15 protein-coding genes are annotated in these 16,851 nt (G+C 63.2%); 9 read left to right on the plus strand and 6 right to left on the minus strand.

What is annotated here, in order from left to right:
• The 3 genes from NATTI_RS25015 to NATTI_RS0115385 all read left to right on the plus strand — a co-directional run.
• Positions 1 to 511: SufD family Fe-S cluster assembly protein (locus tag NATTI_RS25015; protein WP_211215155.1), on the plus strand; the 511-nt coding region annotated here is incomplete at its 5' end.
• 112 nt (positions 512 to 623) lie between these two features.
• On the plus strand, positions 624 to 1,028 hold the full coding sequence (locus NATTI_RS0115380; RefSeq protein WP_006090397.1) for a hypothetical protein: 405 nt from the start codon (positions 624 to 626) through the stop codon (positions 1,026 to 1,028).
• A 117-nt stretch (positions 1,029 to 1,145) separates the two neighbouring features.
• Positions 1,146 to 2,339 carry a threonine synthase gene (locus tag NATTI_RS0115385; protein WP_006090398.1) on the plus strand — a complete coding sequence of 398 codons (1,194 nt, stop codon included), beginning with the start codon at positions 1,146 to 1,148 and terminating at the stop codon, positions 2,337 to 2,339.
• A gap of 817 nt (positions 2,340 to 3,156) precedes the next feature.
• Here NATTI_RS0115385 and NATTI_RS0115390 read toward each other — a convergent pair.
• The 4 genes from NATTI_RS0115390 to NATTI_RS0115405 all read right to left on the minus strand — a co-directional run bounded on the left by NATTI_RS0115390 (position 3,157) and on the right by NATTI_RS0115405 (position 5,636).
• Positions 3,157 to 3,465, minus strand: coding sequence for a hypothetical protein (locus NATTI_RS0115390; protein ID WP_027119180.1), 309 nt, complete (start codon positions 3,463 to 3,465; stop codon positions 3,157 to 3,159).
• A gap of 82 nt (positions 3,466 to 3,547) precedes the next feature.
• A complete protein-coding gene (locus tag NATTI_RS0115395; RefSeq protein WP_006090400.1) occupies positions 3,548 to 4,285 on the minus strand; it encodes a DUF502 domain-containing protein in 738 nt (245 codons plus the stop codon).
• Positions 4,286 to 4,324: 39 nt separating this feature from the next.
• Positions 4,325 to 5,173, minus strand: a complete 849-nt coding sequence (locus NATTI_RS0115400) for a proline dehydrogenase family protein (RefSeq protein ID WP_006090401.1) — start codon at positions 5,171 to 5,173, stop codon at positions 4,325 to 4,327.
• Between the two features lie 88 nt (positions 5,174 to 5,261).
• Positions 5,262 to 5,636, minus strand: a complete 375-nt coding sequence (locus NATTI_RS0115405) for a hypothetical protein (protein WP_006090402.1) — start codon at positions 5,634 to 5,636, stop codon at positions 5,262 to 5,264.
• A gap of 254 nt (positions 5,637 to 5,890) precedes the next feature.
• On the opposite strand from NATTI_RS0115405, the gene NATTI_RS0115410 reads away from it, so the two are divergent.
• The 6 genes from NATTI_RS0115410 (at position 5,891) to NATTI_RS0115435 (ending at position 13,661) form a co-directional block, all read left to right on the plus strand.
• Positions 5,891 to 7,303, plus strand: coding sequence for an aspartate aminotransferase family protein (locus tag NATTI_RS0115410; protein WP_006090403.1), 1,413 nt, complete (start codon positions 5,891 to 5,893; stop codon positions 7,301 to 7,303).
• Positions 7,304 to 7,352: 49 nt separating this feature from the next.
• Entirely contained in the window at positions 7,353 to 7,742 is a 390-nt protein-coding gene (locus NATTI_RS0115415) for a Rid family detoxifying hydrolase (RefSeq protein ID WP_006090404.1), read from the plus strand.
• Between the two features lie 179 nt (positions 7,743 to 7,921).
• Positions 7,922 to 9,202: an amidohydrolase gene (locus NATTI_RS0115420; protein WP_006090405.1), complete on the plus strand. Its 1,281-nt coding sequence runs from the start codon at positions 7,922 to 7,924 to the stop codon at positions 9,200 to 9,202.
• A gap of 115 nt (positions 9,203 to 9,317) precedes the next feature.
• Positions 9,318 to 9,965 (plus strand): hypothetical protein, encoded by a 648-nt coding sequence (locus tag NATTI_RS0115425; protein WP_006090406.1) that lies wholly within the window; start codon positions 9,318 to 9,320, stop codon positions 9,963 to 9,965.
• A gap of 512 nt (positions 9,966 to 10,477) precedes the next feature.
• Positions 10,478 to 12,145 (plus strand): BCCT family transporter, encoded by a 1,668-nt coding sequence (locus NATTI_RS0115430; protein WP_006090407.1) that lies wholly within the window; start codon positions 10,478 to 10,480, stop codon positions 12,143 to 12,145.
• Between the two features lie 154 nt (positions 12,146 to 12,299).
• Positions 12,300 to 13,661, plus strand: a complete 1,362-nt coding sequence (locus NATTI_RS0115435; protein ID WP_006090408.1) for an aminotransferase class III-fold pyridoxal phosphate-dependent enzyme — start codon at positions 12,300 to 12,302, stop codon at positions 13,659 to 13,661.
• Between the two features lie 497 nt (positions 13,662 to 14,158).
• Here NATTI_RS0115435 and ilvA read toward each other — a convergent pair whose 3' ends face one another.
• Positions 14,159 to 15,415, minus strand: coding sequence for a threonine ammonia-lyase (gene ilvA / locus NATTI_RS0115440; protein ID WP_006090409.1), 1,257 nt, complete (start codon positions 15,413 to 15,415; stop codon positions 14,159 to 14,161).
• Positions 15,412 to 16,752: an amidohydrolase gene (locus NATTI_RS0115445; protein ID WP_027119181.1), complete on the minus strand. Its 1,341-nt coding sequence runs from the start codon at positions 16,750 to 16,752 to the stop codon at positions 15,412 to 15,414. The genes ilvA and NATTI_RS0115445 overlap by 4 nt, the downstream gene beginning before the upstream one ends.
• Positions 16,753 to 16,851 lie beyond the last annotated feature (99 nt).

Raw genomic sequence — 16,851 nt, forward strand, 5'->3', positions numbered from 1 at the left:
CATGCTCTATCCGTGTACGATCCTGAAGGGTCGCGGCTCGACGGACACCCACATCACCATCGCCTTCGCGGGCGAGGGCCAGGACATCGACACCGGCGCGAAGGTCTACCACAACGCGCCCGACACCAGCTCGACGATCGAGTCCAAGTCGATCTCCAAGGACGGCGGGCGCACCAACTACCGCGGCCTCGTCCACATCGCCGACGGCGCGGAGAACTCCTCGACGGCCGTCGAGTGTGACGCGCTGATGTTCGACAACGAATCGACCTCGGACACCATGCCGTACATGGAGATCGAGGAGTCGAAAGTCGACGTTGCCCACGAGGCCACCGTCGGCAAGATCGGCGACGAGGACATCTTCTACCTCCAGTCGCGCGGACTGGACGACGACGACGCCAAGAAGATGATCGTCGCCGGCTTCATCGAGCCGATCACGGAGGAACTGCCGATCGAGTACGCGGTCGAACTCAACCGTCTCATCGAACTCGAGATGGAGGGGAGCCTCGGCTGATTGGGTCGATGAGCGAACGGAACTCACCCCGTCGAACGCGGTCGAACGGCCGATCGAACAGTGTCGTCAGCAGGCCGGCCCCGGCAGAACCGGCTTCGAGAGCCAGATACGCATGACAGGCGGAACGAACACCGGGACGACGCGGCTTCGGTGTTTCGACTGCGGATACGAGTACGGCTATCTGGGATCGAAACCGCACCCGGGTCGGTGTCCGTCGTGTGACTCGAGGTGCGTGTCGCCGGCCGGCGAACTCGTCGTCGTTGACGTCAAAAAGTGGCAAAACGCCACCGGGCTCTCGAAAATCTGGGTCCACACGATCGACGAACGGGACCGCCGGTTCCGGTTCGAGATCGCAGCGGCCGGAAGCGAGGGGAAGGTCGTCGCCGTGATCGTCGGAGAGACCGCGTTCGATCCGGCGATCGATCCGTCGCTCCGGCATCTCCCCCCTGTCGTTTCGGAGGTGGTCGCTCACCTCGGCGTCTCCGACCTCGAGCCGAGGCGGACGTCGCCCGCTTGAGTTCCAACGGGGGCGCCGTAACTGCCCGTAATGTTTAGCCGCTCGTTTGTTGATGATAGCGAGGCGAACCGAGGCGGCGATGGACAACCATTAGTTCCGGCCTGCGAACAGTCATCTATGGAGACGACGGACGCCTTTGCCGGCCTCGAGTGTGTCGACTGCGGGGGGAGCTACGACCCGGCCGACGTATCCCACCGCTGTCCCGACTGCGACGGCTTTCTCGACCCGACCTACGACTACGACGCGATCGATCTCGATCGGGAGACGCTCGCCGCTCGGCCGTTCGACTCGCTGTGGCGCTACGAGGAACTACTCCCGTTTACGCGTGAGTCCGCGGTGACGACGAACGAGGGCGCGACGGCGCTGGTCGACTGTCCCGACCTGGCCGACGAACTGGGTATCGACCGGCTCCTCATCAAGGATGAGGGCCGGAATCCAACCGGATCGACGACCGATCGCGGCCTGTCGGTCGCCCTGACGGCCGCCAGCCAGCACGGCGCGAGCGACGTCGCCCTCGCGACGACGGGCAACGGCGGACAGGCTGCCGCCGCGTACGCAGGGCGAGCCGGACTCGAGTCACACTCCTACGTCCCCTCGCGCTCGAGTTTCTCGAACAAGGCGATGATCAACGTCCACGGCGGCGACATGAACGTCGTCGGCGGCCGGTATGACGACGCCGTCGGCGCGTTCGAGGAGGGGCTGGCCGAAAACGACGACTGGTACTCGGTGCAGTCGTTCGTCATGCCGTACCGCCACGAAGGGGCCAAAACGACGCTGTACGAAATCGTGGAGGGACTCGAGTGGGAGGTCCCCGATATCGTGGCCTATCCGACCGGCGTCGGCGTCGGTCTCATCGGCGCGTATAAGGCCGCGACGGAGCTCCGAGAGCTCGGACTGGTCGACGACCTCCCCGGACTGTACGCCGCCCAAGCCGACGGCTGTGCGCCCATCGTCGACGCGTTCGAGAACGGCCACGACGAGCACGAGCCGGTCGAAACGCCGGATACGATTTGCGGCGAAATCGAGATCGCCGATCCGCCGGCGAGTGCGCGGGTGCTCGAGGCGCTGGCCGAGACCGACGGCGGTGCGGTTGCGACCGAGGATCGGGACATCCTCGAGGCCGCGGTGCAGGTGGCCCAGCACGAGGGCCTCGAGATGGCACCGAGTCCGGCCGCGGCCGCAAGCGGGGTCTGGGAACTCGCCGAGCGCGGCGAGTTCGACGGAAGCGAAACGGTCGTCATCGTTAACACCGCCTCGGGGAACAAAGAGGGGGACGTGCTGCGCAGTCACCTGATGAGTCAGGGCGTGTAGCGACGGTTGCGAGGCGCTCGACATCCGGCTACGGTTCGCTGCGCTGCGAAACTCGATTCGAGGAGAGTGCGGTTTCGGTATTCCGGAGTACCCGTGCAATTCGCAGTAGTACAGAGAAACAATCTAACGCAGCGGACTGTGATCTATCCACAACTGGCCGGAACTCCGTACAAGAGACAGGTCATGAAGAGATCTGGGCGTCTATCGGGCTCTCAAGGTACTTTCAGACTCATTCTTGATAGACTGCTTCGGGGTCAAGAGCGACGCAGTGGACCGTCCAGCAGTCACCCCGCTCGATGCCAACCTTGTGACCATTTCGACAATCCGTATTGGGTCCCCGCCCTCCATCGGGGCCACAACAGCCACGGTAGACCTCCAGATCTAGTGTCGTTTCGACCATGTCCTCCGGATTTAGCAGGGGCCAGCCGTCTGCCCCCGGAATGGGACTATCATCAGGGCTCTCCAGATAGCGTCCTTCCGAGACGTAATCCGGCTCACCAGCGCCCAATTCTGCCAGCTGCATCGGGCTTTTCTTCTCGGAGAGTAACGTCTCGTCAGTGAATTTGGTTATCGACCGAGTTACGGCTGTATCGCATTCCAGACATCGATAGACGACCATGGTTTCAGCTTTAATCTCTCCTGATAATAACTATGTCCGATTTACGCCCTGTCTCCTGCACGGCAGAGAGTATCTATCCTATCCGGCAGGTTGACCTGCGGTACATTGGCATTTGCAGTTGCGGAACCGGCTGTCGTATTTCCACAGCGAGTTTTCGATACCGAAATCACATCACCGACTACTGGCAACCACTGAACGTCAGCGAGGACTGAATCGGCCGGTCCGATAGCCGTCGCCGGCGTCCTCGTCAGTGTTCTGCTCGTCGGCGTTTTGCTCTCCACTCTCGTCGATATCGTCGTAGATGTCGATGTGGTGGACCGCACTCGGCGAGAGGAGTCGACCGCCCTCGAGTTCGAGCCAGCCGTTCCCGTGAACGACGATCGGTCCTTCGTAGAGTGGCTCGGCATCGGCGGCGGCCTCGTCGTAGATAACGACGTCTCGATAGGCGCGCGTAAGCGGGTTCATGTCGCCGCTGAATATCGATTCGGTGGAGGCTACCGGAAACATCGATACTGAGAGATGATAGCCGCCCAACTGATAAGTGTATCGCGATCGACAGCCGCGAGGTTAGTGTCGGCGTCAGTCGCCGTCAGTCGTCATTGTTCTCCGCCGTCGCACCGTCACCGGGCCCCTTCTTCGAGTTCTCGAGCGAGCCGGCTTTCGCCTCGTCGACGACGTCGATCGAGACGCCGGCTTCCATCCCGCGATTCCGGTTCGCGTCGCCGAACCCGGCGCTCAGCACGCGGGTGAGGGCGTCCTCGACGTCCTCGTCGAGTTCGGTGATCCGGTCGGATTCGACCTCGATGACGAACCCGGTGGTGATGTTCGGCGAGGTCGGGAGGAACAGCACTTCTCGCCCGTCTTCGGTGATTTTTCCGGTCTTGAACGCCGTCATCCGAAGGCCGTTCCAGGTCTCGAGTTTGACGGGTTTCTGGAGGGAATCTTGCTCGCCGAAGGCCGTTTCGGCGGCCATCTTCGAGGCGTTGTAGACGACTCGCATGACGGGGACGCGGTTCGCGACGTTATCGACGACGCGTTCGACGAGGCCGCCGACGGTCGTTCGCATGAGGTAACCGACGGAGAAGGTGAGAATGGTAAAGACGGTCAGTGCGACGATGACGCGGAGAAACTGTGCGAGCTGTTCGCGAGTCTGCTGGGCCTGCCCCCCGTCGCCCGGGATCAGCGGCTCGAGGGCCTCTGCCTCGAGGATGAGGCCGGGAGTGAGCCCCGCGACGAGCCCGTAGAGCCAGTAGATAACGTAGAGGGTGACGAGAATCGGGCCGAGGACGATGAGCCCGCTCGCGAAATCTCGCTTCCACGAAGCCATGTACACCAACTCACACTAGGGGATTATGAGCCCTTCCCTTTAGCGTCCGAGGATCGCCCGCAGGGCGAACCAGACGTTTTCCTTCCGTTCGGTGAGGCGACGATACATGTACGACTTCCACCGGTCGCCGTAGGGGATGTACTGGTAGACCGGATACTCCGCGGCGAGTTCGTACTGGGCGTCGTCTCGAACGCCCATGAGCATCTGAATCTCGAACTCGGTGCCGTGTTCTTCGTGGAGTTCGATCGCGCGCTCTATCATCGCCGGATCGTGGCTGCCGACCGCGATTCCGCGGTCGTAGTGTTCGAACGCGTACTCGAGCAGCGCCTCGTACTCGTGGTTGACTCGCGCCGAACTCGAGTACGAGATCTTGTCGGGTTCGTCGTACGCTCCTTTGACGAACCGGACCTTTCCGGGGACGTCTGCGAGCCGTTCGACATCCGCCCGAGTCCGTTTCAGGTTCGCCTGCACGCAGACGCCGACCCGGTACTCGTCGTCGCTGCCGTACTCGCGAGCGAGGTCTTCGAACGCGTTGAGCGTCACGTCGGTCGTCGTGTGGTCCTCCATGTCGATCCAGACGAAGACGCCGTGGTCGGCCGCCGCGGCGACGACGTCCTCGAGTTCCTCGCGGAAGACGTCCTCGCCGAGGTCGAGTCCGAGCTGGGAGGGTTTGATCGAGATCGCGGCCTCTAGATTCGAGTTCGCGATGTCGCCGGCCAGCGCGCGGTACTCCGCGGCGTCGGATCGCACGGGCGGGCGTTCGTCGTAGTGTTCGCCCAGCAGGTTGACGATCGCCCGGACGTTGCGGCCGTTGAGTTGCCGGACGTGATCGAGCGCCTGTGCGGGGGACTCTCCGGCAACGAAGCGGTTCGCGATCGGTGGAATCATGTTCTCTAGTTGGATTGCCAGTCCTAAGGGAGTTTGTGTGCGGAACGGTCCGTTCGCATTGGCCGTGGCGGATCGCTCCCGGCCGACGCTACAGCCAGAGATTGAGTGCGACGATCAGACACTGCGCGACCAGCACTGCGGCGAAGACGGCCAGCGTGGTGGCATCGAGGAGGAGCCGGAGTTCAGCCGACTCGTCGACTCCCGCGAGGGTTCGACCGAGCCAGCGGAAGCCTACGTACAGTCCGAGCAAGGCGATCGGAAAGGCCACGAGCACTGCCAGCGTCGATGCGTGCTTGGGACCGTACCGGTAGTGGGTGTCGACGGTAAAGCGGATACGTACCGTCTCAGCGAGGGTGCCGTACGACAGAGCGCTCACGATGGCGCTCGCACAGACGATGAACAGCCCGCCGAACGACGTCGGTCGAATCCGTGCCGCGGTACCGGTAGTGTTGTGTATTCCCATCGCGAATGGACACACGACGCGGCCCTGCAAAACGGCTCGAGCACGACTTCAGGTCGCGTAACTGCGACAGTCGCTTTCGCTCTGTAGTTCGGGAACACACCTACCGCAAGCGGGAAGGGTGGCGTCTGTCGGTCCCGTCGCCTCCGAAACGACGTTCGACGCGATCCCGTTCCCCATGTGTATTCAAAATCTGTATATGCTCTGTATGGATACTGTGGATAAGATATTAATATCTGTTTCACCTGAGGTCACGTATGACGGCAGGACCGCCGATTGACGACATCCACTTCGATGACGCACCGAACGTCGACTCCGTTCCCGGACCGAACACGCGAGCACTGCTCGAGAAACAACAGGAGATCGACAGCAGCGCGGTCGCCTATCCCAACGACATTCCGATCGCCTTCGAGGAAGGGAAAGGTGCGACGGTTCGCGACGCCGACGGCAATACCTACATCGACATGTTCGCCGGGATCGGCGTACTCAACGTCGGTCACTCGAACCCCTATGTCTTGGAGGCCGTCCACGAGCAGGCCGACAAGTTCGTCCATACCGTCGATTTCCCGACGGAAGCGCGACTCGAGTTGATCGAGAAGCTCAACGAGATCGCCCCGGCAGGCCTGAAGGACAACAACCGAGTCGTTTTCGGCGGTCCGACCGGCAGCGATGCGGTCGAGGCGTCGATCAAACTCGCCAAGTACAACACGGGCGGTGACGGCCTCATCGCGTTCCGGGGCTCCTACCACGGGGCGACGCCGGGCGCGATGAGCCTCACCTCGAACAAGAAATTCAAGGAGGCGTACACGCCGATGCTCCCCGAAGTTACTCACGTCCCCTACCCCTCGACGTTCGCCGACAACGAGGTCGGCGACGCGGAATCGATCTGCTCCCGGCCGGCCTCGGAGTGCTGTGGCTCTTACTCCTGTGCCCGCGCGCTCGAGGAGGTCCAGCAGGTCCTCGAGGATCCGTACGGCGGCCTCGCGAACCCCGCCGGGATTTTCGTCGAGCCAATTCAGGGCGAGGGCGGAATCATCGTGCCGCCGGAGGGATTCTTACAGGGGCTGCGCGATCTCGCCGACGACAACGATATCCCCCTGATGTTCGACGAGATTCAGAGCGGCCTCGGTCGGACGGGCGAGTGGTGGGCCAGCGACTGGCACGGCGTCACGCCCGACATTATGACCACTGCGAAAGCACTGGGAGGCGTCGGCTTCCCGCTTTCCGCGACGATGTACAAGGAAGAACTCGACACGTGGGGGCCGGGCGACCACGCCGGAACCTACCGCGGCCACGTCGTCGGCATGCGGGCCGGGACCCGCGCCATCGAGTACATCCAGGACCACGACCTGCTCGCACACGCCCGCGAACTGGGCGAGTACATTCGCGGTCGACTACAGGAAGCGGCCGACGGGAACGACCGCCTCGTCGACGTCCGTGGTAAGGGTCTCTTCATCGGTGCTGAGTTCGTCGACGCCGACGGCGCACCCGATGACGACGCCGTCGATGCGATCCAGCAGTACTGCTTCGAGCACGGGGTCCTGATCTGGACGGCCGGCCGACACGGCAACGTCGTTCGATTCGTCCCGCCGCTCGTGCTCACCCACGACCTCGCCGAGACCGCACTCGACGTGGTCGTCGAGGCCATCGATCACGTGACCGACGCGTAACGACCGACCGCAACTCACCGCAGTTCCACACCCCATTTCGAGCGTTTCTATGTCCGATACGGATCCCATCGAAACCGACGGCGCACCGAGCAACGACAACCCCTACTCCCAGGGCGTCCAGGCCGGCGACACGCTGTACGTCTCCGGCTACGGCCCCGTCGATCCGGAGACCGACGAGGTTGTCGATGGCGATATTCGAGAGCAGACCGAGCGCGTCCTCGAGAACATCGCGGCTGTCGTCGACGAGGTCGGCGGTGACGGTCTCGAGGATGTCGTCAAGGTCACGGTCTACCTGACCGATCTCGAGGACTACGACGCGGTCAACGAGGCCTATGGCGCGATGTTCGGCGAAGAGCCACCGGCTCGAGTCTGCGTGGAGGTCTCGCGGCTCCCGGAAGACGTTCGCGTCGAGCTAGACGCCATCGCGTACCTCGGGTAGTTCGCGTCGAACCCCGATCTGCTGTTCGATACGCTTACTGAACGGACCTATTTGTGGGGCCGGTCCGAAGGGGTACGTCCAGCACCGATACTCGACGCAGCTCCTGCAGACCGCACGGTGGAGCGGTAAACGTCGTTTCGACCACGGTTAAGTAGCTCCCCCGCCTACAACCGGCAAGAATGGCCTACGACGTGCGAAACAGGTTGACCGACCTCCGGCGGGAGCTCCACCGCTACCCCGAACCCGGCTGGCGGGAGTTCCGGACGACCGGCCGGATCGTCGAGGAACTCGAGCGGATCGGCGTCGACGAGATCGCGATCGGCCGCGACTGCCTCGCGAGCGACGCCCGAATGGCCGTCCCCGACGAGGCGGAGATCGAACCCTGGCTCGAGCGCGCCCGCGAGGCCGGCGTTCGCGAGGACGTACTGGAGCGGACGGCCGACGGACACACCGGCGTCGTGGCCGTCCTCGAGCGCGGCGAGGGGCCGTCGGTCGGCTTGCGGGTCGACATGGACGCCACGGCGATCAGCGAGTCAGACGAACCCGGTCACCGGCCCGCAGACGAGAGCTTTCGCTCGGAGCACGACGGTTACATGCACGCCTGTGGTCACGACGCCCACGTCGCGATGGCACTCGGCACGCTCGAGGCGGTCGCGGCGAGCGAGTTTACGGGGACGTTTACGGTGTTCTTCCAGCCCGCCGAGGAGATTTCGGGCGGCGGCAAGGCGATGGCCGAAGGGGGCTATCTCGACGACGTCGATTACCTGCTCGCCATCCATTTGGGGCTCGATCACCCGACGGGGTCCGTCGTCGCCGGCGTCGAGAAGCCGCTCGCGATGGCCCATATTACGGTGACGTTCGAGGGTGCGAGCGCACACGCGGGGAAAGCCCCCAACGAGGGTGCCAACGCAATGCAGGCGGTTGCGACCGCGATTCAGAACGCCTACGCGATTCCGCGCCACGCCGAGGGGATGACCCGCGTGAATTTCGGCTGCATCGAGGGCGGCACCGCGAGCAACGTCATCGCCGAGGAGATCACCATCGAGGGTGAGGTCCGCGGGGAGACGACGGCGCTGATGGAGTACACGCGGACGGAACTCGAGCGCGTCTGCTACGCCGCCGCGGAGATGCACGACTGCGACGTGACCCCGCGGATGATCAGCGAGTCGCCGAGCGTCGACAGCGACCCCGCGCTGCGGGATCTGGTCGGCGAGGTCGCGCGACGGACCACCGGCGTCTACGAGGTCATCGAGACCGCCGAACTCGGCGCAAGCGAGGACGCGACCTACCTCATGGAACGCGTCCAGGAGTCCGGCGGACTGGCCTCGTACGTCCTCGTCGGCACGGACCACCCGACCAACCACCAGACGCCCACCTTCGACATCGACGAGGAGAGCCTCGGGATCGGCGTCTCGGTGTTGACCGACACCGTCCTCGAGTGCGCCCGTCGACGACCCTGATCCCGCTCGCCGGCGTCCGTCGTTCTCGGTACGAACGCCGCGTCGCCACATGTGTTTCAAAACACATGTCTATCGAATCAGAAACATTAATTCGCGGGATGCCCGTGTACCCTGTATGAGTCAGGATGACGTGCCGGCGTCTCTGGAGACGGCAGCCGATGCCGACCGACCGCGCGGAATTCTTACGCCCTCCGATCGCGACTTCCTCCTCGGGCGAAAGACGGATTACACTGATCACTCGAAGAAACAGAAGCGCAACCGGATTCGCCGCCGCGTCCGAAACGCGGTTCTCGATTTCAGCATTCTGTTCGAGTACATGGAAGAGCGGGACCGAAAGACTGTCTTCGATCCCGACGACGACGAACGCGACGCCTACACGCAGGGGATCACCGATATGCTCGCCTTTCTGCACCTCGGGACGATCGGGTATCACACCCCCTTCAAGGACATGCTCTCGGAGGGCGTCGGCCAGGCCGAACAGCGTCTCGCAGGCTCGAACTACCGGATGGTCAACGTCGAGTTCAACGTTGAACCGGTGGGCCAGATCGACGTCGACGAAGTCGTCGCAAAACTCGAGAACGAGGAGTTCGCCCAGCTTACCGACGAGGAACTCCGCGCGTTCGTGCGCCTGTTGACTATGTCCGACGAGTTCTCGCCCGAGTCGGCCCGCGAGGAGATCAAGGACCGCGTCGACGAGTACACCAGTCAGGTCAGCGAGAGCGCCGCAGAGCGCGAGCGAAAACTCGAGGAACTCACGAACTGACCGTCGAGTGACGGCGTGACGTCGACTCGAGCCGAAGACGTCGAGATGACGTTTCGGTTCCGGCTTCGCCTTTTGTGACTTTCCGTCGTAACTCGGTTGCTGGCTCGAGCACGACGCCGTCCGTTCGAGCTCGTTTCTGTCCTCCGTCCGGCTCACTCCTGTTGTCTGTGATGACTATAGTATGTGGTTCGGTTTGTACTCAGAACGTTCATACGAACGCGTGCTTCCAGTAGATATCTAGTTACAACTTTCGCGTAGCCTCGGGTAGCGCATTACAATTGTGGGTTAATATGGAAATAATAAAACGACCGGTCGATATATCGCATCGTTGAATATCTCCGTAACCGACGCATCCGATAAACGTAATCTGTGTATGTTAGATACAAAAAGGAAATATTTATGCGAGAGACTGACAATTGGTCCGGTATGCTATCGCGAAGCATGGTAGATGCAACACGGGGACGGTGTGTGCAAACGGTAACCGGTTGCTCGAGTAGCGGGGGTGTTGAACCGTGAGCGACGCCGAGAAGGGGGCGATCGATCGGTTCTTCGACGAGCTCGATCCGATCGTCTTCGCGTTCGGTGCGCTGCTGACGGTCGGCGTGATCGTCGCGTTCTTCATCGATCGGAACTTCGTCGCAAATGGAATCCAGACCGTCCAGGGGGAGATGGTCGGCTACCTGAACTGGGCGCTGCTGGTGATCGTCTTCCTGATCGTCCTCTTCCTGTTGTTCCTGATCGTCGGCCCGTGGGGGAAGATCAAAATGGGGGACGAGGACCCCGAGTACAGCTTCTTCTCGTTTTTCACGATGCTATACTCGGCCGGATTCGCCGCGGGTGTCGTGTTCTGGGGACCGACGGAGGGGCTGTTCTACTACGCCGATCCGAACCCGCTGTTCGGCGTCGAAGCCGAATCCGGTGCAGCAATGTCGTACGCGATCCAGCAAACGCTGTTCCACTGGGCCCTGCCACAGCTCGCAGTGTTTACCATTATGGGAATCGCGATCGGCTACTTCGCGTACAACTACGATAACGTTCCGCTGCGGGTGTCCTCGGCGCTTACGCCGATTCTCGGGAAAGAAAACCTCGACGGCCCGGCCGCCAAGGTGATCGACATCCTCGCCGTCTTCGCGACGATCGGTGGGGTCGCAACCTCGCTGGGGTTCATCGGTAGCCAGTTCATCAGTGGACTGGACTACCAGTGGGGGATCGACATGGGCGACGCCGGCATCCTGATCGTGGTGACGACCATGACGATCCTGTTTACGATCTCGATGGTGCTCGGGGTCGACAGGGGGATCCGGCGACTGTCGAACTTCAACATGGGGCTGTTCGCTGTGATCATGGTCGTGACGTTTATTGTGGGGCCGACGATGTTCCTCCTGTTACTCGGTTCGCAGGCCTTGGGTGGGATGATCAGCGACTTCGTGTCGATGAGCCTCTACACCGGTGCCGGAGAGGAGGGTGCCACCGGCTGGGTCGAGGCTTGGACCGTTTTCTACTGGGCCTGGGCGCTCTCGTGGTCTCCGTTCGCGGGGCTGTTCATCGCCCGCATCTCGAAGGGCCGAACCGTCCGCGAGGTCGCGTTTACCGGGATCGTCGCGACGTCAGCGGCAACCATCCCGTGGTTCACGTTCGTCGGCGGTACTGCGGTGTGGGCACAGCACACCGGCGTCGCCGACTTCGGTGAAGTGATCGCGGGTGACGTCGGACCGGAGGTCGCCGGGTTCATCTTGTTCGATTCGCTCTCGCTCTCGATTGCCGGGGTCTCGATACCGATCGGTTCATTCCTGATACTCGGCTTCATGGTCATCGTGACGACGTTCTTCGTCACCTCGGCGGACTCCTCGACACTCGCCGTCTCGATGATGACCACCGGCGGTAAAGCGTCTCCGTCGACCATCAACCGCCTCTTCTGGGGAGTCGTCCTCGGTCTGACCGCCGCGATCCTCATGATCCTCGGCGGTGAGGGCGGTGCCGGCGCCCTGCAGGACGCAGTCGTCATCACGGGCGCGCCGTTCGCGATCGTCTGTTTCCTCGCCCTGCTCTGTCTAGTCAAGGACTTCAGCGGCAAGCGCGGTCGCGTGTTGCTTCAGGACAAGACGGTCATCTTCGGCTCGGCTCGAGGCCAGTCCGACGACGAGCCGTCGGCGGCCGCCGAACCTAGCGACGACGACTGACTCGTCTGCGAATTTCGTTTTTGTGCGTTACACTCCGAACAGTCACGTAGAACGTCGAGGGGGTGTCGTTGCTGCCCCGATGGGGCGTCTCCGTTGGCGACTATCGTGCTCATCTATAACAACATTTAATGTACGACGTACACATTATCTGTGTATGGATAGGGACACAGCGGAACCGAACGTGGACGCCTTCCCCGGCCCCAACGCCCAGGAGTGGGTCGAGTTCCACGGCGCGAACGCGGCACCGAGCGAGTACTCCCACGAGTTCGTCTGGGACGTGACCCGGGAAGCCGACGGCCCGTTCGTGACCGACGTCGACGGCAACGTGTTGCTCGACTTTACGTGCCACATTGGCGCGGCACCCCTCGGCTACAACAATCCGAAGCTTACCGACAAGCTTCGGGAGTTCGACCTCGTCGAGCCGATGAAGATCGCCGGCCAGGACATGTACTTCGGTGCCGGCCCGACCCCCGAGGAGTCCGACGTACCGGGCTCGAGTCACCTCATGGACAAACTCGTCGAGGTCTCGAGCCAGTACGATATGGACACGGTCTTTCTCTCGAACTCCGGCGCGGAGGCGATGGAGAACGCGATGAAGATCACTAGCGACTACCGTGCGCCGTCGAAGTACGGCGTTGCGTTTTCGGGGAGCTTCCACGGTCGCACCTTCGGCACGCTCTCGATCACGAAATCGAAGGAGGTCTACACGCGCCACTACCCACAGATCGACGGGATCGAGACGATCCCGTTCTGTGCCGATCGGGGCTGTGACGCGAGCACCTGCGACTGCGGCTTCTTTACGGGTGCCGGCTCGCAGCTTCGAAACTCCCTGTCGCCCGAGGGCGGGCACATCAACCCCGACGAAATCGCCTTCCTTACCCTCGAGCCCATCCAGGGTGTCGGCGGCTACCGCTTCCCCAGCGAGGCGTTCATGCAGGAGGTCGCAGACGTCACGGACGAGTACGACATCCCGCTGGTCGTCGACGAGATCCAGTCCGGCGTCGGCCGCACCGGCAAAATCTGGGCTTCGGATCACTACCCCATCGATCCCGACGTCATCTCCGCCGCGAAGGCGCTTCGCGTCGGCGCGACCATTTCGCGCTCCGAGATCTTCCCCAGCGAAAAGAACCGGCTGGGGTCGACGTTCGGCGGCGGCGATCTCCTGGGATCGATGATGGGGACGTTCACCCTCGAGGCCATCCAGGAACACGATCTGCTCGACAACGCAACCCAGCGCGGGGAGCAGGCCAAGGAACTGCTGCGCGACGACTCGCCCGACCACGTCCAGGACGTCCGTGGCAAGGGCCTGATGCTCGCGGTCACCTTCGATACGCCCGAACGGCGCGCCGCCGTGGTCAAAGAGTCGCTAAAGCGTGGGTTGTTGACGCTCGGCTGCGGAAAGAAGACGATTCGACTCCTCCCGCCGCTGGACTCGAGCGAGCGCGAGATCGAACTCGGAATCGGGATTTTCGTCGAGGCGATCGAGGCGGCCGGTGCGAGCGTGAAAGCCGCGTAATCGGATTTCGTTTTTTCGCCTCGAGCTTTGGGTTCGACATCCCTCCAGTGCCACGTTACCTACGTGTGGTGGCGCGCGCTGGACCGCGGTGAACGAAAGCGAGGCGCAACCATCGGGAGCGCCTCGAAAAGCGAACGGTGACCAGCGGGAACCGTGAGTCGAGTGAACCGCGGTCCGAAACTGCGCGAGGGACGAGCGAACGAACGGTGTGAGTGAGCGAGTCGGTTGGGGAGGATGTGGAATCCCTAGTCGCCAGTGTGAGCAGCCCACCTCGCTTTGTGAGTTATGGCCAACAGCTCTCAAATCGTGGCACCTAGGGTTTCCACACCCTCCCCAGCCGATTCGCTCGGTCGCTTCGCTCCCTCACTCATCCACCGGAAGACGCTTCGCGCCTTCCGAGCCATCATTCACTCCGTTCGTGATGACCTCGCGGTATTCGAACCGCGACTCACTGCCGTTCATCGCGGTTCAGCGCGCCACCAGTGTGCTCGGAGCGATTACTCGAGCGAGCGCTCGAGGACGGAAATCCCATCGAGTCCGTCCAGTGCCTCGAACACCCCCTCGAGATGCTCCCGGCCGCTCCCCTCGAGTCCGATGGTCACGGGAACCCGATTCGGTTCGTCGACGGGGCCTCGACGCGCACGCTCGAGGACATCCAACTCGGCCCCCTCGGACTCGACGGTCTCGACCACCGCACCGACAGTCGACGGCCACCCCGCGACGGCCAGCCTCGCGTCGGCGTAGCGTTCGAGTTCGTGGAGTCCGGTTCGGGTCAGTTCGGCGTGCTCGGTGAGATTGACGTTACCTCCCGAAATGACGACGCCAACGTGATGACCCTCGAGATTCAGATCGACCGAATCCGACAGCGCGGCCGCCAGCGGCGCGGCCCCGGCGCTCTCTACTACCGTCTTTGCGCGCTCGGCCAGCAGCGTTACGGCGGTCGCAATTTCGCGGTCGCTGACGCTCACCACGTCGTCGACGACCTCGCGGGCGTTCAGGAAGGTGGCCTCGAGCAGTCGCGTGTCCGCGATGCCCTCCGCGACGGTGTCGACGTCCTCGAGTTCGCGGATCTCGTCGGCCTCGAGCGACGGTTTCGCGTGATACGCGCCTTCGGGCTGGACCCCGATAACCCGAGTGTCCGGATCGTGGGCCTTGAGCACCGTCCCGATACCCGAGATCAGTCCGCCGCCGCCGATCGCCACGAGAACGGTATCGAGCTCCGAATACTGCTCGAGCAACTCGAGCCCGATCGTCCCCTGGCCGGCGATGACCGCCGGATCGTCGAAGGGGTGGACGAACGTCTCGCCGGTCCCGTCGGCGCGCTCTAAGGCGTACTCGTAGGACCGCTCGTAGATGTCGCCCTCGACGACGACCTCGGCACCGTAGCCGCGCGTCGCCTCGATCTTCGCGGCGGGCGTGACCTCGGGCACCACGATCGTCGTCTCGATATCGAGCAGTTGGCCGGCCAGCGCGACGCCCTGGGCGTGGTTGCCCGCGCTCGAGGAGATGACGCCCACCTCGCGCTCCTCGTCGGATAGCTGGGCCATCGTGTTGTACGCGCCGCGGATCTTGAACGAGCCCGTCCGCTGGACGTTCTCGAGTTTGAGCCCGACCGACGCGGCACCGCTCAGTTCGGCGAACGTGCTCGAGGTGTCCAGCGGCGTCCGATGAACCACGTCGTCGATCCGGTCGCGCGCGTTTTCGACGTCCTCGAGGCTGACGAGCGCGGACTCCGTCTCGCGCTCCCGGTTCATCCACCGCCCTCCGCGTCCGCTCGCTCGTCGACGGACGCTGGACCGTCGACATGGGGAACCGGATGCTGGTGCTCCAGTTCCCGGATCGTCTCGACCAACACGTCGACGCCGTGCTCGAGGCTGTCCTCGTCCACGTCGAACGTCGGCGTGTGATGGCTCGTCGGATGATCGGTGCCGACGATCAGGTAGGTCGCGAGTCCGCCGTCGCGCTGGACGCGCTCCATGAGGAAGGTCGCGTCCTCGCTGGCACCGAAATCGGCGGCGGGAACGACGCGATCGATCCCGCGGACGCCGTTTGCGACCTCGCTGACGAGGGCCTGTAGTTCGGGGTCGCTGTCGGCTCGCGGCGATTTGCTGACCACCTCGACGTCGGCCCGACAGCCGTGCATCGTCGCGGCCGATTTGACCGTTCGCTCGAGTTCGTCGGTCATGTACTCCATTAGCTCGGTGGTCTCGCCGCGGGCTTCGGTTTCCATATGGGCCTCCTCGGCGATGACGTTGCTCGCGGAGCCGGCCTCGGCGTAGCCGATGTTTACCCGGGTCATTCCGTCGGCGTGGCGGGGGATACCGTAGGCGTTGACGATCGCGGTCCCCATCGCGTGCATCGCGTTGTCGCCCTCGTTTGGTGCCTTCCCCGCGTGTGCGGAGGTGCCGTGGATGGTCGCGTCGATGTGGGCCATCGCGAGGGGTTTCTCGATTCCGGCTATCACTTCCCCCGTCGGGTGGTCGAGTCCGACGTGGGCCGCAAGGAGGTAGTCGAGATCGGCGGCAAAATCGCTCTTCGCCATCGGACAGCCGCCGCCGCTGGTCTCCTCTGCGGGCTGGAAGAAGACGACCAGGCGGCCGGAAAAATCGCTCTCTTTGATGGCCTCGAGGACGGCTAACCCCCAGGTCATGTGGACGTCGTGGCCGCAGGCGTGCATCGCGCCGTCGATCTCCGAGCGAAAGCCCTCGTCGGCCGGATCGTGTCCCGTCTCGTCGGACTCCTCGATGAACAGCGCGTCGATGTCGACCCGCAGCCCGATGGCAGGGCCCTCGCCGCGATCGATGACGGCGACGGCGCCGGTGTTTCCGCCGGCCATCCGGTCGAGCAGGTCGGGGTCGGCACCGCGCTCTCGCGCCCGTTCGTCCCACGACGCGAACCGGTAATCCTCGGGGACGGCCATTCGGTCCGCTGGATCGTAGGCGTCCGGGCCGACGGCCAACTCGTCGACGCCGATGGCTCGAATCTCCTCGACGATCCGTGCGGTCGTGTAGAACTCGCGCCACGCCGGTTCGGGGTGGCGGTGCAAACTGCGGCGGAGGGAAACGAGGCGGTCCCGTATCGGCTCGTTCATGCCAGTCACTGACGCGCCCCAGTGACTTAATTATACACAATGAGTGTTGACGCCGACTACACAAAAAGGATAAGAGAGACGATGACAACCGTAGAGTAT

Source organism: Natronorubrum tibetense GA33 (assembly GCF_000383975.1).
GTDB lineage: Archaea > Halobacteriota > Halobacteria > Halobacteriales > Natrialbaceae > Natronorubrum > Natronorubrum tibetense.

What these genes read in the sequence shown, in the direction of transcription:
- NATTI_RS0115380 (WP_006090397.1), top strand. Translation starts at nt 624, where the DNA reads ATGACAGGCGGAACGAACACCGGGACGACGCGGCTTCGGTGTTTCGAC.
- NATTI_RS0115385 (WP_006090398.1), top strand. Translation starts at nt 1,146, where the DNA reads ATGGAGACGACGGACGCCTTTGCCGGCCTCGAGTGTGTCGACTGCGGG.
- NATTI_RS0115390 (WP_027119180.1), bottom strand. Translation starts at nt 3,465, where the DNA reads ATGTTTCCGGTAGCCTCCACCGAATCGATATTCAGCGGCGACATGAAC.
- NATTI_RS0115395 (WP_006090400.1), bottom strand. Translation starts at nt 4,285, where the DNA reads ATGGCTTCGTGGAAGCGAGATTTCGCGAGCGGGCTCATCGTCCTCGGC.
- NATTI_RS0115400 (WP_006090401.1), bottom strand. Translation starts at nt 5,173, where the DNA reads ATGATTCCACCGATCGCGAACCGCTTCGTTGCCGGAGAGTCCCCCGCA.
- NATTI_RS0115405 (WP_006090402.1), bottom strand. Translation starts at nt 5,636, where the DNA reads ATGGGAATACACAACACTACCGGTACCGCGGCACGGATTCGACCGACG.
- NATTI_RS0115410 (WP_006090403.1), top strand. Translation starts at nt 5,891, where the DNA reads ATGACGGCAGGACCGCCGATTGACGACATCCACTTCGATGACGCACCG.
- NATTI_RS0115415 (WP_006090404.1), top strand. Translation starts at nt 7,353, where the DNA reads ATGTCCGATACGGATCCCATCGAAACCGACGGCGCACCGAGCAACGAC.
- NATTI_RS0115420 (WP_006090405.1), top strand. Translation starts at nt 7,922, where the DNA reads ATGGCCTACGACGTGCGAAACAGGTTGACCGACCTCCGGCGGGAGCTC.
- NATTI_RS0115425 (WP_006090406.1), top strand. Translation starts at nt 9,318, where the DNA reads ATGAGTCAGGATGACGTGCCGGCGTCTCTGGAGACGGCAGCCGATGCC.
- NATTI_RS0115435 (WP_006090408.1), top strand. Translation starts at nt 12,300, where the DNA reads ATGGATAGGGACACAGCGGAACCGAACGTGGACGCCTTCCCCGGCCCC.
- ilvA (WP_006090409.1), bottom strand. Translation starts at nt 15,415, where the DNA reads ATGAACCGGGAGCGCGAGACGGAGTCCGCGCTCGTCAGCCTCGAGGAC.
- NATTI_RS0115445 (WP_027119181.1), bottom strand. Translation starts at nt 16,752, where the DNA reads ATGAACGAGCCGATACGGGACCGCCTCGTTTCCCTCCGCCGCAGTTTG.